A 15,280-nucleotide genomic window follows, 5' to 3' on the forward strand; every position below is an offset into this window, starting at 1 on the left:
AAAGATGTATGATCTTGGGGATATTGTCGAAATGAAAAAACCGCATGCCTGCAAAGCCAATCGTTGGGAAATCATCCGCATGGGGGCAGACATCAAAATAAAGTGTACGAATTGCGGCCACATCGTCATGATGACGCGCCGAGAATTTGATAAAAAGATGAAGAAAATCCTAGAAAAAAAAGAGAAAGAGTGAAGTGAAGCATGGCGTTAACTGCCGGAATCGTTGGATTGCCAAATGTGGGCAAATCTACTTTATTTAATGCAATAACCAAAGCAGGAGCAGAAGCCGCAAACTACCCGTTTGCGACGATCGATCCGAATGTAGGAATGGTGGAAGTGCCAGATTGGCGCTTACAGCGTTTAACAGAATTAGTCCGTCCGAAAAAGACGGTCCCAACCACCTTTGAATTTACGGATATTGCCGGAATCGTCCGCGGTGCCAGCAAAGGGGAAGGATTAGGGAACCAATTTTTGAGCCATATCCGCCAAGTGGATGCGATCTGTCATGTCGTTCGTTGTTTCGACGATGACAACATCACCCACGTGGAAGGCCGCGTGGACCCATTAGCTGATATCGACACCATCAATTTGGAGTTGGTTTTAGCGGATTTAGAATCCGTCAACAAGCGCTATACTCGGGTCGCAAAAATTGCCAAAACCAAAGACAAAGATGCGGTTGCGGAACTGGCCGTTCTTGATAAGATCAAACCGGTCTTAGAAGAAGGGATCTCTGCTCGTTCGATCGAATTTACAGATGAAGAACAGCGCATCGTCAAAAGTTTGTTTTTACTAACGACCAAACCAGTCTTATACGTTGCCAACGTAGCAGAAGAAGACGTGGCAGACTATGAAACCAATGACTATGTCAACAAAGTGAAAGAATTTGCAGCAAGCGAAAATGCGGAAGTGATCGTCATCAGTGCTCGTGCTGAAGAAGAGATCGCTGAGCTGGAAGAAGAAGACAAAGCAGAGTTTTTAGAAGCATTAGGAATTGAAGAATCAGGGTTGGATCAATTGATTCGTGCCGCCTATGATTTGCTGGGTCTAGCAACGTACTTTACCGCTGGTGAACAAGAAGTGCGTGCGTGGACGTTCCGTAAAGGCATCAAAGCACCGCAAGCAGCGGGGATCATCCATACGGACTTTGAGCGCGGCTTTATTCGTGCGGAAACTGTTTCCTTTGAAGATCTGAACCAATATGGCACGATGCAAGCGGCCAAAGAAGCCGGTCGGGTACGTTTGGAAGGAAAAGATTATGTCGTGCAAGATGGCGACGTGATGTTGTTCCGTTTTAACGTATAAAGGGCTTTCTTCCCAGTGAATTTGTGGTAAAATGTCCATTGTGAAGAAAACGCAGAAGGGAGAATCAATTCATGGAACCAGAAACTCTGCGAAATTATGTTTCCGAAAATCGTGAATTAGAACAACAATTAACAAAACGAAACCAACAATATATATTTGATTTAAAAAAATCGCTAGAGGCAGCCAACCTTTCTGAAGAAGAAAAAACGATTGCCTTGCATGAGATGCTGCCGGTCTTAGTCAAAGAACAAAAAGGCGGCAAAACGGCCCGCCAATTATTTGGTACAGTGTCTGAACGTACCGAAGCCATCATCAACAAACCCGTTGAGCAAAAAGAATCCGGCCCTTTCTTGATGTGGTTGGATAACACCTTGCTGATTTTAGGGATTTTTGGGTTGATGCTAGGGGTTATGGGAATCTTTACTAGAGGACAAGCACAACCTTATGGCTTATTGACCCTCTTCTTGATGGCGATGCTTGCTGGTTGGGTCTTCTACTTGATGTACAAATACATGTATCAATATGAACGCCCGGGTGCTGATAAGAGCAAACGGCCGAAGATGTGGAAGATCATTTTGATTTTAGTCGCAGCCTTCATGCTATGGATCGTTGTGATCTCGCTTTCTGCGATGATCCAACCACCATTGAATCCACAAGTGGATCCTGTGATCGAAGCCTTGATCGGGGCAGTGGCATTAGCAGCGAAGTACTACTTGAAACGCAAATACAATATCATCAGCAGTCTGTCTGTTCCTAGAGGCTGATGGCTACACGTTGATCGTGCGCCTTCTTTTGTTAAAAAAGACCGCACGATCAGCGTGTTTTTTTAGAAAAAATGGCGAATTATGAGATTTGACCAAAGGTTTGAAGAGGATTATTAAGAAAGCTTTCCGAATGGTTGACTTATGAAAAAATCTTTGCTATTTTTTTTAAAATACCTAAAAACTTTAAGGAGTGGTTACAAAAATGTCCAACTGGGAAACCAAATTTGTAAAAAAAGGGTTAACGTTTGATGATGTCTTATTGATTCCGGCAGAAAGTCACGTCTTGCCAAATGACGTGGATATGAAAGTGCAGCTTGCCCCGAATATTACACTAAATATTCCAATCATAAGTGCCAGTATGGATACCGTAACTGATAGTAAAATGGCGATCTCAATGGCGCGTCAAGGCGGACTTGGCGTGATTCACAAAAACATGAGTATCGCCGCGCAAGCAGATGAAGTGCGCAAAGTAAAACGTTCTGAAAGCGGCGTGATCATCGATCCGTTTTTCTTAACACCAAGCCACTTAGTTGCTGATGCAGAACATTTGATGAGCAAGTACCGCATCAGTGGGGTACCGATCGTAGAAACGATGGAGAACCGCAAATTAGTCGGTATCATCACGAACCGCGACATGCGTTTTGTCACGGATTATACGATGCCGATCAATGATGTGATGACCAAAGACCAATTGATCACAGCACCTGTCGGTACTTCGTTGAAAGATGCGGAAAAAATCTTACAACAACACAAGATCGAAAAATTACCGATCGTTGATGAAGCAGGGATCTTAAGCGGGTTGATCACTATCAAAGATATTGAAAAAGTAATCGAATTCCCGAATGCAGCCAAAGACACGCATGGACGCCTATTAGTGGCAGCGGCAGTCGGCGTTACTAGCGATACCTTTGAACGAGCACAAGCATTATTGGATGCAGGCGTGGACGCGATCGTCATTGATACTGCCCATGGACACAGTGCCGGTGTTTTACGAAAAATCTCTGAAATTCGCGCGCATTTCCCAGAAGCGACATTGATTGCTGGAAATGTTGCCACTGCAGAAGGCACGAAAGCATTGTATGATGCTGGTGTCGATGTCGTAAAAGTCGGGATCGGTCCAGGATCGATCTGTACTACTCGGGTGGTAGCCGGTGTCGGAGTTCCTCAATTGACAGCGATCTATGATGCAGCCTCTGTGGCACGTCAATATGGCAAAGCAATCATTGCCGATGGTGGGATCAAGTACTCTGGCGATATCGTCAAAGCTTTAGCAGCTGGCGGACATGCTGTAATGCTCGGTAGCATGTTGGCAGGAACTGACGAATCACCAGGTGAATTTGAAATCTATCAAGGCCGTCGCTTCAAAACGTACCGCGGAATGGGTTCATTGGGGGCAATGGAAAAAGGCTCCAGCGACCGTTACTTCCAAGGGGGCGTAAATGAAGCCAACAAATTGGTTCCAGAAGGCATTGAAGGACGTGTCGCTTATAAAGGCAGCGTTTCTGATATCATCTTCCAAATGATCGGCGGGTTGAAATCAGGGATGGGTTATGTCGGTGCCGGCAATCTACAGCAATTACGTGATGAAGCACAATTCATCCAAATGAGCGGCAACGGACTAAAAGAATCACATCCCCACGATGTTCAAATCACGAAAGAAGCACCAAACTACTCCGTAAAATCATAAAATGTTTCACGTGAAAACCAACGCCCCCTCTGTTCAAAAGTGGACAGAGGGGGCGTTGGTTCTAAAAAAGGGTGACGATCTTGCCAAAATGGCTGAGATCGGCACCCTTTTCTCTAAAATCGCTGCTGGATGATCAGCAAATCGCTTTAGCAGCAGTTTATTCGTTTGATTTCAATGCATCGATCATGTTGACATGAGTCAGTTTCACATGGGTGACGTACATCACGATGATCGTAAAGAGAATCGTCATGCCGCCGGCTAAAGCATAAGCCGGCCAATTGATCACTAATGGAAAGACCATGTTCTCCATCGAAGCTTGGATCAAAATAAAGTCAGTCAAGAAGTAACCTACCACGTAACCGGCGAGAATCCCAAATAACGTAAAGACGATATTTTCTCTTACGATGTACATAGTCACTTCCTTATTGTAAAACCCTAATACTTTGATAGTAGAAAGCTCGCGAATCCGCTCGGAAACATTGATGTTGGTCAAGTTATACAAGACGACAAAGGCTAATGCCCCTGATAATACGACTAAGATCAAGACAATGGCGTTCAAGTTACCCATCGAATCATCCTGCATTTTAATCTGAGTGGAAAGGAACGTCGTGTTTTTGACTTTGTCGGTATCTAACAAGGCTGTTGATAAAGCTTCCTCTTGTTTTTTCGTCATCGTCTTGCTTTTGACTAAGAACGCATTTGGTTCAAAGGTACTATTGGTGATTTCTTCATAAACGGTCGGCGACAGATAAAGAGAATTGCCTAAATAATTTTCTGCGATGCCACTAATAGGTACTTCATAGGCTTCTTGATCGCTGGTATAGAAGGTCAATGTATCGCCAACGTGCAAATCATATAATTCTGCGTACTTCATAGTCAGCACGGCACCCTCTGTTAATGACAGCTTCTGTCCTGCCGTCGTTTTCAAATGGACATAGTCTGCAAAAGCATCTTGATCTGCCGGAACCATCAAGGTCAGACTTTGTTTTCCTTGGTTAGCCGGTCGAATCTCGATCGTTTCATTGTAGACTAGCATCGAATGGGTCACAAGAGGCTCGTCTGTTAAAACCGTTTCAGCGGCAGCAACGGTTTCTTCCTTCGCATCATTTAAGGTCACGACGGCTTGATAATCCGTAATGGGCCCAAATTGTTTTGCAGTCACGGCACTTAGAGAATCTTTCAACCCAACGCCTGCCACCATCAGTCCCGTACAACCGGCGATGCCAATGATTGCCATGATCATTCGCGATTTGTAGCGGAAGATGTTACGGAAGCTGACTTTTTGATTGAAGCTTAAACGGGACCATAAGGGGGTAATTGCTTCTAATAAAATCCGTTTCCCGGGCTTTGGTGCGCGAACTTGCAGCAGCTGGGCAGGTTTTTCCCGCAATTCTTTGATCAGAACAAACAGACAGGCACCAAGCGTCGCCAGTAAAAAGGCGATTGCGGCCAAAATAATTGGCGACCAGACATAATAGACGCGAATCCCGTCTAAAAGATACCGTTCGCTGGATAGGAAATAGATCAAACGCGGCAACAGTTCGGTTCCTAATACGGCACCACTAATAATGCCAATGGCCGAAGAAAGGAGGGCATAAATCAAATATTTAAGGGAGATCTCGACTTTGCCATAGCCCATCGCTTTTAAGGTACCGATCTCTTTGCGGTTTTCTTCTACCATCCGCGTCAGTGTTGTAAAGGTGATCAACGCAGCGATAAAGAAGAAGAAGACAGGAAACACATTGGCGATCGCTGCGATACGATCAGACAGCCCACCATATTCTTGGAAACCGGGATTGTCTTTGCGCTGGTTGTAAAGATACGTCGGCTCTGCCAAGTCTTCGATCTCTGCCCGTTTTTCTGCCAGTGTTTGTTGGGCATCAGTTAGTTCTTGTTGCTGTTCATCTAATTGGTCTTGCTGCTGTGTCAATTCTGCTTCCCCAGCCGCCAATTGGCCTTCGAGGGCTGCTTGTTGTACGGGCGGCAGCTGTGCCAAGGCGGCTTGCTGTTGTTCTAGTTCCGCTTTGGCCTGATCCAGTTGGGCTTGTCCATCAGCTAACTGTTTTTGTCCATCGCGGACTTCTTTTTCTGCAGGGGCTAATTCATCAAAAGCGTCTTGTTGAATTTCTGCTAAGCGTTCCTTAGGACGGTCCGCAAACAGTTCCTCAATCGTTTCTTGATGGGCTGCCATCTTGTCGGTGTACGTATCGGAGTATGTTTCAAGCCCGGCGACATCATCAAAGGCGAGATAGAGGATCGATTTGACCTCCATCTTGAACTGTTCTTCCGGTACATAAGCAAAGTACGTCACGACACCGCTGCCGACATTTGCATAGCCCCGTTCGGCAGCACTGATATAAATGGGAGAAGTGGCAAACCCAACGATCGTATACTCTTTGTCCGACAGATTATCGGCATCATCGATCGTAAAAGTATCACCTATTTGCCAGCCATAATTTTTTGCTTCGGTGTCCAGCACGATTTCATCGGCTTTTTCTGGCAGTCGGCCGTCCTTCACCAGTAACTGGTTGAGTTCCTGTGAGGGGTCATAGGAGGTCACTTGCACGACTTCATCTGAATTGGCAGCGTAATAAAATTGATAGGCGGCTTCTGTGTGAGCACCGCTTTTTTCCGCGGCATCAATGTCTTCCTCTGTCAATCCCAGTGTTGAAGTGACTTGCAGATCTGCTAATTGCTGGCCGTTGACATATTCACTCGCGGAATGGTTCAGGATCGGGCCGGTTGCTTTGACACCGACAAAGAGAAACGTTCCTAAAAAAATGATCAAGGTGATTGCGATAAAGCGGCCTTTTGATTGGCGAATCTCTCGCAAACTTGCTTTAAGATAGGTCTTATTTTTCATCAGATCCTCCTACCAAACGATTTCATCGATCGAGATGGGATGAGGATTCTCTTCAATGGAACGGACAGTGGCATCGTTGATATGGATCACCCGATCGGCGATCGGGGCAATGGCGCTATTATGGGTGATGATCAACACCGTATTGCCATTTTTCCGGCTAGCGTTTTGCAAAAGCTTCAACACTTGTTTTCCTGTTTCAAAGTCCAAAGCACCAGTCGGTTCATCGCATAGCAGCAGTTTCGGGTTCTTGGCTAACGCCCGAGCGATCGATACCCGCTGCTGTTCCCCACCAGAAAGCTGAGAAGGAAAGTTGTTTTTGCGGTTTTCTAACCCGACTTGGGCCAAGACTTCATCAGGATCGAGTGCATTCGGTGAGACTTCAGTAGCCAATTCAATGTTTTCTTTTGCTGTCAGATTTGGGACCAAATTATAAAACTGGAAGACAAACCCAACGTCTGTGCGGCGGTATTCTGTTAATTGTTTGTCGTTAAACTTCGCGATATCGACATTGTCGATAATGATTTCTCCTTCATCTGGCGAGTCCATCCCGCCTAAGATATTCAAAACGGTCGATTTTCCGGCACCACTAGGTCCAAGAATCACCACTAATTCGCCTTCTTCAATGGCAAAGGAAAGATCATTGTTGGCAGTGATAGTGGTTTCGCCCATCTGATAGCGTTTATATTCATTCTTTACTTCAACATAACTCATTAATAAAGCCTCCATTTTTTAAACACGTGTTGATTTAATCACATGGTGTTAGTATACTAAGAAAGAAAAGTAAGAGCAATCCTCAATGCTTGCTTATTTGTCATTAAATAGACAAATATTGATTAAATGTACAGAGAAAAGGGGAAACGGTATGGTAGGGACTGTCGGGAACCGTCGAACGATCTACTCGAAAAAAGTGATCCGGCGCGCCTTTCAGGAGTTATTGTTGGAAAAAGAGTATCGCAAAATCACGATCAAAGAGATTGCGGAACGAGCAGATATCAATCGGGGAACATTTTATAAATATTATAAGGACACAGCCGCTTTGTTGGAGGAGATCGAAGGGGAGCTCGTTGAGCAGATCGCATCGAACTTGCAGCAGGAAAATTTGTCATTGGATCTTTGGCTGGAAAAACTATTGACGATTTTGTATGAGAATCCTAGTACCACCCATTTGATTTTGTTGAACAACAGCCATTTGCTGAATCTTTTGTTGTCAGAAATCAAACCGGAGACCTTGAAACGATTTGCCCAATACTTTCAAGATGCTTCCGAGGAAGAATTGGAACTGTGCCTTAGCTTTTTTGTCTGCGGGTCTATCGGTTTGATCGAACGCTGGCTCAAAGATTTTTCAACGATGCCGCCAAAAGCTGTCGCTGATCTATTGATTCAAATTTTTGTGACTAATGTGTATGAAGAAAAGAAGGGCTAAAAAAGAGGGAATGATCCAATAACTAAAAAGGAACGCAGCAAGAGACAATTTGCTGCGTTCCTTTTTCTCTTAATCAACGAGGCGTTCATCGTTCATCCCAAAGTATTGATGCAACGGTTTTTGCCGTGCTTCTAATAATTGATCGACGGTCACGAATTCGTAGCCTTCGTTTTTGAGTGTTTTAATGACTCCCGGTACGGCTTTCACAGATTTCGGGTGAATATCATGGATCAAGATCATGGCACCATTAAAGACATTTTGTTGAACCAAGGCATTGATTTTCTTCGGATCCTTCAATTTCCAGTCTTGAGAATCGATGTCCCATTGAATGATCGGCATGCCGATGGTTTCTGCGCTTTGTTTGTCGATAGCGCCATAAGGGGGCCGTAAATTCCTAGGTAGTAAACCCGTCGCATTGTAAATGGCTTTATTGGTTTTCGTAACTTCTGCCTGCAAATCTTCCGCTGAAAGAGTATTCAGCTGCGGATGAGAGTATGAATGACTGGCGATCTCGTGCCCGGCTTCTTGGACTTTTTTGGCAGCTTGTGGATATTGCTCAACCATTTGTCCCAGCATAAAGAAGGTCGCTTTGACGTCATTTTCTTGTAAGATGTTCAAAAGATCCATAGTGGAGGTACTGTTGGGTCCATCATCAAAGGTTAATGCCACGTATTTTTTATTGGGGTCAAGACTTGGCAAGGCATTGTTGAGTTGGTCAGCAGCCACGAGATCAGGATCAATGAATGGGGCGATCTCGCTGTAAGACAGGGTGATTTCTGTCGCTTCCGTCTGATTTTTTGGCAATTCGATGGTCAGCTTTTCCGGATCATAAGTAAATTTCGAATCGAAGGTGATCCGCTCCATGGCCAAGACGGCGTCGATGATTTTTGCGGGTTCCTTGGCTTGATCCAGCAGTTTCTGTTGAATGACTTGTTGAATACCTAATAAGCTGCCTTCATCAGGAACAAGTTCTTTCAAAGACAATTCGGTTTGCGTCTTCTCTGATACGAAGATCGGTGCATCTGTTAAACGATCAGCATCTTCAAAACGACCGGTTTCTCGATTCCATACATAGCTGTCGGCTTTTAATGAATAGGTAGAGACTTTTGCAGCTACCGTTTGTGCTTGGATACGGGCAACGGTGACGACTTCTTTTTCCGTTTGTTTTTTGCGCAATGACTCAGCGGCTTTTGTCAACCGGTCTTTGATATCTTTGATGGGAAACGTATCGAGGTCTTGCGGGCGGTAGATCAGTTCTTTGTTTGTTCCTTCTGAGAGCACTTCAGGCGTTGTTTTTAACCCATTTTGGCTTTGTTCTGCTTGGATTGATGCCAGTAATTTCTCTGTAGCTGCCTCATATTTTGCTTTGGCCGCAACTTCTTGTTGGTGCAAGGTGTAAAGAACCGAGCCAGCCGTTGCGATCAAAACGATCAATAATAAGGCAAATAAGGAAAAAATTGCTTTCCGATACGGCTTCTTTCTCGAGGGTGGTCCTTTCGGTCTTTCTTCAGCTGATGCTGTTCGTTTTTGATTATTGTTTGGTTTCTTGTGCAAGTCACTCCGACGGGCATAGGTCTTTCGTTCGGGCATTGGTGAAGCTCCCTTCATTCCATCCTAAATTATGCCCACGTTACCATAAGTCACAGGCACTTTCAACGATCATGCCCGGTTTCTGATAGAGGATTAAAAAGACAAAGGGATTTTTCTAATTATTCGCTTAAAAATTACAGCCTTGTTGCGTTGTTTCTCTTGCAAGAAGTGATCAAAGTGGTTAGGGGGATGGAAACCACTCTAGGCTACGTAAACAAGAAAACCCCTAGGCAACAGCTCACGCGGTGTGACTGTTCTCTAGGGGTTGCTACTGAGGTTACTAAGGCTTAGGCTTTTTCAATTTTTGTCAGTCCGCCCATATAAGGAACCAGAACTTCTGGTACCGTTACACTGCCGTCTTCGTTTTGATAATTTTCAAGCACTGCGGCTACCGTCCGACCGACAGCCAAACCAGAGCCGTTTAGTGTATGCATGTAGTGAATCTTGCCCTCTTGATCACGGTAACGGATCATGGCACGACGTGCTTGGAAGTCTTCACAGTTTGAGCAAGAGCTGATCTCACGATACATCTCTTGGGCAGGGATCCATACTTCTAAATCATAGGTCTTCGCTGCAGAAAAGCCCATATCTCCTGTACACAAGCTAAGCACACGGTAAGGCAAATTGAGTTTTTGCAAAATATCTTCGGCATTAGCCGTCATTTTCTCTAATTCTTCATAAGAATGTTCTGCATCACTGAATTTCACCATTTCGACTTTATTGAATTGGTGCAAGCGAATCAAACCGCGAGTGTCACGGCCAGCGCTGCCGGCTTCTGAACGAAATGATGGGCTCAAGGCAGTGAAGTAGGCAGGGAGCTGTTCTTGTTCTAAGATCTCCCCTTGATAGTAGTTGGTCAAAGGTACTTCCGCAGTCGGGATCAAAGTCAAATCAGTGTCTGCCAATTGGAAAACATCTTCTTTGAACTTCGGAAATTGCCCAGTACCGAACATTGCTTGGCTGTTGACGATATACGGGGTGATCATCTCCGTATACCCATGCTCATAAACATGCTGATCCAACATGAAGTTGTATAAGGCACGTTCCAAACGAGCACCTAAGCCTTTGTAGTAAACAAAACGGCTACCAGAAACTTTGGCACCCCGCTCAAAGTCGAGGATCCCCAAGTCTTCTGCGATCTCCCAATGGGGTTTTGGTTCAAAGGCAAAGGTTTTTGGGTCTGCCCAGCGGCGGACTTCTACATTGTCGTCTTCATCTTTGCCCACCGGAACAGAATCATTGGGCAAGTTCGGCAACGTCGTGGCGATCTCTTTGATGTCTTCATCAATTTGAGCGATCTCTTCATCCAATTGCTTGATTTGGCTGCCGACTTCTTTCATTTGGGCAATTTTATCTGCCGCATCTTCTTTCGCCCGTTTCAAGGCGGCGATCTCACCAGAAACCTCATTACGCAATTTCTTGCGCTCTTCCGTTTGGACTAAGAGTTCTCGGCGACGCTCATCAAGTGTTAAAAAGCGGTCCAACACTTCTTTTTGGACACCTCGTGTTGCGAGTTTGCTTTGTACTTCAGCAAAATTTTGGCGAATCATTTTTACATCTAACATAGTGATACATCCTCCTTTGATTTTTCCATAGAAAAAAGGCCATTCCGATCCCGTATTGCTTGGGACGAAATGACCATTCGCGGTGCCACCCAAGTTCAGCTTGCGCTGCCCTTGCTGCTCGTATCGTGAGCCAACGATTTTTCTTTCGAAAAATACACGTTAAAGAACTGGATTCTATTTTTTCCAACACTGATTTTCACCAACCATCAGCTCTCTATACAGATGAAAAAAATATACTAGGTTCTGTGCCTTGATTATTTTCTCTAGCATACCCAAAAAATGTTGGGTCGTCAACCATAGGTTTGTGTGTTGGATAAGTTGTTGCGTTTCAACGGGAGATGGATAATAAAGGACGTCCATTCCGGCGTTGACTTGGCATAGATATAGCCGCCATGTAAGGCGACGATGCTTTGAGCGATCGCTAGACCTAAGCCAGTTCCTCCTGTTTCTTGAGAGCGGGATTCTTCCACTCGGTAGAAACGGTCGAATAGAGAATCAAGGGCTTGCTTAGGGATCATTTGCCCATTGTTTTTGACGGTTAAGATCGCTTCGGTCCCGACTTTCTCGACTTCCATGCGGATCTTATCGGCGCCTTTGCCGTATTTCAAGGCATTCGAAAGCAAGTTATTGAAGACCCGTACCAGTTTTTCGGTATCGCCATCCATCTCGATGTGTTCCGGACGGGTGTATGTTTCAATCTTGATGCCTTTCCGACTAGCTTCTAATTCAAAGTCCGCCGCCAATTGTTCCACTAGCTGGGCCATGTCAAATTCCATCACATTGATTGGGACGCTAGGCTGGCGCACTTTTGTGTATTCAAACAAATCATCGACAAGGGATTTCATTTGCTTGGCTTTGACATACGCCGTATGGGTATATTTCAGCAATTCTTCTTCTGAATGGTATTGTCGATCTTCAATTAGACCTAAATAGCCGATGATCGAAGTCAACGGTGTTCGAATGTCATGACTGACATTGGTAATCAGCTCATCTTTGGATTGCTCGATCCGTCGTTCATCTTCAATCGCCGCCACCGTACTGTCGACTAAGCCATTGATATTAGAAACGATCCGACTTAAATCGCCCCGTAACTCGAAGGGAATGCGATGATCGTAATTGCCTTCCGCAATAAAATGAAGCTCGCTGATGATGTGACGTAGCTGCATTTGATGGTAGCGACGAATCAAACGCCAATATAAGACGATCACATCTAATAGGAAGAACATCGGTAGAATGAAGTTGCGCCCGCTGCGGAAGATATCTGTATTAAAGGCAGATGTGAAAGCATTCTTCGATGCGTAGATGGCATCAACTAAATCTGGTGAATTTTCAACGATTGAGGTCAAGATGACCAAAATAGCGATATTTAATAGAAGTAAAAGAACAATCGTTACAATTCCTTCGGCAAATAACTCACTGATTTCCTTTGAGGTCAGCGTGATCCGTTTCTTTTTTTCGATTGGTGTGTTGCGCTTTTTTTCAGTTGGTTTACTTCGCATCTATTTTGTAGCCGACCCCCCATACTGTTTGGATGACTTTTTCACCATCCGTGGCTTCTTCGATCTTATCTCGTAAGTGACTGACATGGACCATAACTGTTTTGGCAGAAACGACACTTTCTTGTTTCCAAACTCGTTCAAAAATCTCATCGGCGCTAAAGACACGGTTCGGATGCGATGCCAGCAAGTAGAGGATACCGAATTCTAATGCAGTCAATTGAATTTCGTTGCCATCGACGGTTTTTACTTCATGGGAATCGCGATTGATAATAAGGGAGCTTACTTCTAGAATCTCTGGTTGATTTGAAGCAGCCTGCATCTTGGTTCTTCTCAATAGCGATTTTACCCGGGCCATAACTTCTAATGGGTTGAAAGGTTTTGTGACATAATCATCCGCACCGGCGACCAATCCACGAATCTTATCCATATCGGTTGTTTTAGCGGTCAGCATAATAATAGGGATTTGGGATTCTTTTCTCAATTCTTTCACGACTTGCATGCCATCCATTTCTGGCATCATGATATCTAAAATCAATAGTTCGATATCAGAAGTGGTGCGGATCTTGGTCAGTGCTTCTTTTCCATCATATGCTTTGACCGATTCATAACCTTCATTGTGTAAATAAATGCTTAATAGTTCTACGATCTCTTTGTCATCATCTGCTACAAGTATTTTCATACTGGGTCCTCCTAGGAACAATATTCTTTTCTCCATTTTAGCAAATATTCTACAAAATAGATAAAATCATACTTAAATTTATAAGAATGATAGGAATTAAGAAAACACAAAAAGGAAAAAGACGAACGATAGGCAAATAATAACGGAAAAAGTCCTTAAAAAAGGCGGAAATCACGGACTAAAAATCACGAATCATCTTTGGAAACGGAGTAACTAGAAACGTTGGTCTATCAATCATTTTATGGTTGACGAATAGCGCAAGTCTTGGTATATTATTACATGTGCCAAATGACTAAACGAATTCGTAAAAAGAATTTAAAAAAGTGGTTGACGCACAGCTCGACAGATGATATTATAACGAAGTCGCAATTTTAAAATAGTTAATCGATGTTGATACATCAACAAAATTAATTAAAAAAAGTTGTTGACAAATAACAAATCATTTGTTATTCTAATGAAGTCGCTGAGACAGCCGCTGCGAAGTTGAAAAACAACGAGCGAAAAAAACTTTTAAAAAAGAGTTGACAATCAATTGTCGCTCTGATATGATATAAAAGTTGCTAACACAGCACGGTAGACCTTTGAAAACTGAACAAAGCAAGCAAACGAACCAATGTGTAGGACGTTTCAATTTATTGAAACAAATACATGCAAGCAATAGCTAGCAAAGTTAATTTTTATGAGCTTAATGACCGTATGGTCATTCAAACAAATCATTATGAGAGTTTGATCCTGGCTCAGGACGAACGCTGGCGGCGTGCCTAATACATGCAAGTCGAACGCTTTTTCTTTCACCGGAGCTTGCTCCACCGAAAGAAAAAGAGTGGCGAACGGGTGAGTAACACGTGGGTAACCTGCCCATCAGAAGGGGATAACACTTGGAAACAGGTGCTAATACCGTATAACACTATTTTCCGCATGGAAGAAAGTTGAAAGGCGCTTTTGCGTCACTGATGGATGGACCCGCGGTGCATTAGCTAGTTGGTGAGGTAACGGCTCACCAAGGCAACGATGCATAGCCGACCTGAGAGGGTGATCGGCCACACTGGGACTGAGACACGGCCCAGACTCCTACGGGAGGCAGCAGTAGGGAATCTTCGGCAATGGACGAAAGTCTGACCGAGCAACGCCGCGTGAGTGAAGAAGGTTTTCGGATCGTAAAACTCTGTTGTTAGAGAAGAACAAGGATGAGAGTAAAATGTTCATCCCTTGACGGTATCTAACCAGAAAGCCACGGCTAACTACGTGCCAGCAGCCGCGGTAATACGTAGGTGGCAAGCGTTGTCCGGATTTATTGGGCGTAAAGCGAGCGCAGGCGGTTTCTTAAGTCTGATGTGAAAGCCCCCGGCTCAACCGGGGAGGGTCATTGGAAACTGGGAGACTTGAGTGCAGAAGAGGAGAGTGGAATTCCATGTGTAGCGGTGAAATGCGTAGATATATGGAGGAACACCAGTGGCGAAGGCGGCTCTCTGGTCTGTAACTGACGCTGAGGCTCGAAAGCGTGGGGAGCGAACAGGATTAGATACCCTGGTAGTCCACGCCGTAAACGATGAGTGCTAAGTGTTGGAGGGTTTCCGCCCTTCAGTGCTGCAGCAAACGCATTAAGCACTCCGCCTGGGGAGTACGACCGCAAGGTTGAAACTCAAAGGAATTGACGGGGGCCCGCACAAGCGGTGGAGCATGTGGTTTAATTCGAAGCAACGCGAAGAACCTTACCAGGTCTTGACATCCTTTGACCACTCTAGAGATAGAGCTTCCCCTTCGGGGGCAAAGTGACAGGTGGTGCATGGTTGTCGTCAGCTCGTGTCGTGAGATGTTGGGTTAAGTCCCGCAACGAGCGCAACCCTTATTGTTAGTTGCCATCATTTAGTTGGGCACTCTAGCGAGACTGCCGGTGACAAACCGGAG

At 44.6% G+C, this 15,280-nt stretch carries 11 protein-coding genes, 1 rRNA gene and 1 other annotated feature (1 of these 13 only partly in view); of the genes, 6 read left to right on the forward strand and 6 right to left on the reverse strand.

Going from position 1 to position 15,280, the window contains the following annotated elements:
* The first annotated feature begins 4 nt into the window (after positions 1 to 4).
* From IGI89_RS05070 to guaB, 4 genes are all read left to right on the forward strand, one after another.
* Positions 5 to 193 carry a DUF951 domain-containing protein gene (locus IGI89_RS05070; RefSeq protein WP_005226253.1) on the forward strand — a complete coding sequence of 63 codons (189 nt, stop codon included), beginning with the start codon at positions 5 to 7 and terminating at the stop codon, positions 191 to 193.
* 8 nt (positions 194 to 201) lie between these two features.
* On the forward strand, positions 202 to 1,302 hold the full coding sequence (gene ychF, locus IGI89_RS05075; protein WP_005226252.1) for a redox-regulated ATPase YchF: 1,101 nt from the start codon (positions 202 to 204) through the stop codon (positions 1,300 to 1,302).
* Positions 1,303 to 1,373: 71 nt separating this feature from the next.
* A complete protein-coding gene (locus tag IGI89_RS05080; RefSeq protein WP_005226251.1) occupies positions 1,374 to 2,066 on the forward strand; it encodes a DUF1129 domain-containing protein in 693 nt (230 codons plus the stop codon).
* A 202-nt stretch (positions 2,067 to 2,268) separates the two neighbouring features.
* Positions 2,269 to 3,753, forward strand: coding sequence for an IMP dehydrogenase (gene guaB, locus IGI89_RS05085; protein WP_005226250.1), 1,485 nt, complete (start codon positions 2,269 to 2,271; stop codon positions 3,751 to 3,753).
* Between the two features lie 157 nt (positions 3,754 to 3,910).
* Here guaB and IGI89_RS05090 read toward each other — a convergent pair whose 3' ends face one another.
* Positions 3,911 to 6,616 carry an FtsX-like permease family protein gene (locus IGI89_RS05090; RefSeq protein WP_438735391.1) on the reverse strand — a complete coding sequence of 902 codons (2,706 nt, stop codon included), beginning with the start codon at positions 6,614 to 6,616 and terminating at the stop codon, positions 3,911 to 3,913.
* Positions 6,617 to 6,625: 9 nt separating this feature from the next.
* Positions 6,626 to 7,327, reverse strand: a complete 702-nt coding sequence (locus IGI89_RS05095) for an ABC transporter ATP-binding protein (protein ID WP_008376960.1) — start codon at positions 7,325 to 7,327, stop codon at positions 6,626 to 6,628.
* Between the two features lie 85 nt (positions 7,328 to 7,412).
* On the opposite strand from IGI89_RS05095, the gene IGI89_RS05100 reads away from it, so the two are divergent.
* Positions 7,413 to 8,039 (forward strand): TetR/AcrR family transcriptional regulator, encoded by a 627-nt coding sequence (locus IGI89_RS05100; protein ID WP_438735392.1) that lies wholly within the window; start codon positions 7,413 to 7,415, stop codon positions 8,037 to 8,039.
* 69 nt (positions 8,040 to 8,108) lie between these two features.
* On the opposite strand, the gene IGI89_RS05105 is transcribed toward IGI89_RS05100, so the two are convergent.
* The 4 genes from IGI89_RS05105 to IGI89_RS05120 all read right to left on the reverse strand — a co-directional run bounded on the left by IGI89_RS05105 (position 8,109) and on the right by IGI89_RS05120 (position 13,372).
* Positions 8,109 to 9,629 carry a polysaccharide deacetylase family protein gene (locus IGI89_RS05105; RefSeq protein WP_194187791.1) on the reverse strand — a complete coding sequence of 507 codons (1,521 nt, stop codon included), beginning with the start codon at positions 9,627 to 9,629 and terminating at the stop codon, positions 8,109 to 8,111.
* Positions 9,630 to 9,916: 287 nt separating this feature from the next.
* Positions 9,917 to 11,194 (reverse strand): serine--tRNA ligase, encoded by a 1,278-nt coding sequence (serS, locus tag IGI89_RS05110; protein ID WP_005232944.1) that lies wholly within the window; start codon positions 11,192 to 11,194, stop codon positions 9,917 to 9,919.
* Between the two features lie 57 nt (positions 11,195 to 11,251).
* Positions 11,252 to 11,449 (reverse strand) — a binding site (T-box leader).
* A 35-nt stretch (positions 11,450 to 11,484) separates the two neighbouring features.
* The gene (locus IGI89_RS05115) at positions 11,485 to 12,693 is read right to left on the reverse strand and encodes a sensor histidine kinase (RefSeq protein ID WP_005232945.1); all 1,209 of its coding nucleotides are present in this window, start codon (positions 12,691 to 12,693) and stop codon (positions 11,485 to 11,487) included.
* The gene (locus IGI89_RS05120; RefSeq protein ID WP_008376963.1) at positions 12,683 to 13,372 is read right to left on the reverse strand and encodes a response regulator transcription factor; all 690 of its coding nucleotides are present in this window, start codon (positions 13,370 to 13,372) and stop codon (positions 12,683 to 12,685) included. Before IGI89_RS05120 ends, IGI89_RS05115 begins: the two co-directional genes overlap by 11 nt.
* Before the next feature lie 714 nt (positions 13,373 to 14,086).
* On the opposite strand from IGI89_RS05120, the gene IGI89_RS05125 reads away from it, so the two are divergent.
* A 16S ribosomal RNA gene (locus IGI89_RS05125) occupies positions 14,087 to 15,280 on the forward strand; it runs 366 nt beyond the window's last position.

The organism is Enterococcus sp. AZ141, assembly GCF_051714385.1.
Taxonomy (GTDB): Bacteria; Bacillota; Bacilli; order Lactobacillales; family Enterococcaceae; genus Enterococcus_D; species Enterococcus_D entomosocium.

What these genes read in the sequence shown, in the direction of transcription:
- IGI89_RS05070 (WP_005226253.1), top strand. Translation starts at nt 5, where the DNA reads ATGTATGATCTTGGGGATATTGTCGAAATGAAAAAACCGCATGCCTGC.
- ychF (WP_005226252.1), top strand. Translation starts at nt 202, where the DNA reads ATGGCGTTAACTGCCGGAATCGTTGGATTGCCAAATGTGGGCAAATCT.
- IGI89_RS05080 (WP_005226251.1), top strand. Translation starts at nt 1,374, where the DNA reads ATGGAACCAGAAACTCTGCGAAATTATGTTTCCGAAAATCGTGAATTA.
- guaB (WP_005226250.1), top strand. Translation starts at nt 2,269, where the DNA reads ATGTCCAACTGGGAAACCAAATTTGTAAAAAAAGGGTTAACGTTTGAT.
- IGI89_RS05090 (WP_438735391.1), bottom strand. Translation starts at nt 6,616, where the DNA reads ATGAAAAATAAGACCTATCTTAAAGCAAGTTTGCGAGAGATTCGCCAA.
- IGI89_RS05095 (WP_008376960.1), bottom strand. Translation starts at nt 7,327, where the DNA reads ATGAGTTATGTTGAAGTAAAGAATGAATATAAACGCTATCAGATGGGC.
- IGI89_RS05100 (WP_438735392.1), top strand. Translation starts at nt 7,413, where the DNA reads ATGCTTGCTTATTTGTCATTAAATAGACAAATATTGATTAAATGTACA.
- IGI89_RS05105 (WP_194187791.1), bottom strand. Translation starts at nt 9,629, where the DNA reads ATGCCCGAACGAAAGACCTATGCCCGTCGGAGTGACTTGCACAAGAAA.
- serS (WP_005232944.1), bottom strand. Translation starts at nt 11,194, where the DNA reads ATGTTAGATGTAAAAATGATTCGCCAAAATTTTGCTGAAGTACAAAGC.
- IGI89_RS05115 (WP_005232945.1), bottom strand. Translation starts at nt 12,693, where the DNA reads ATGCGAAGTAAACCAACTGAAAAAAAGCGCAACACACCAATCGAAAAA.
- IGI89_RS05120 (WP_008376963.1), bottom strand. Translation starts at nt 13,372, where the DNA reads ATGAAAATACTTGTAGCAGATGATGACAAAGAGATCGTAGAACTATTA.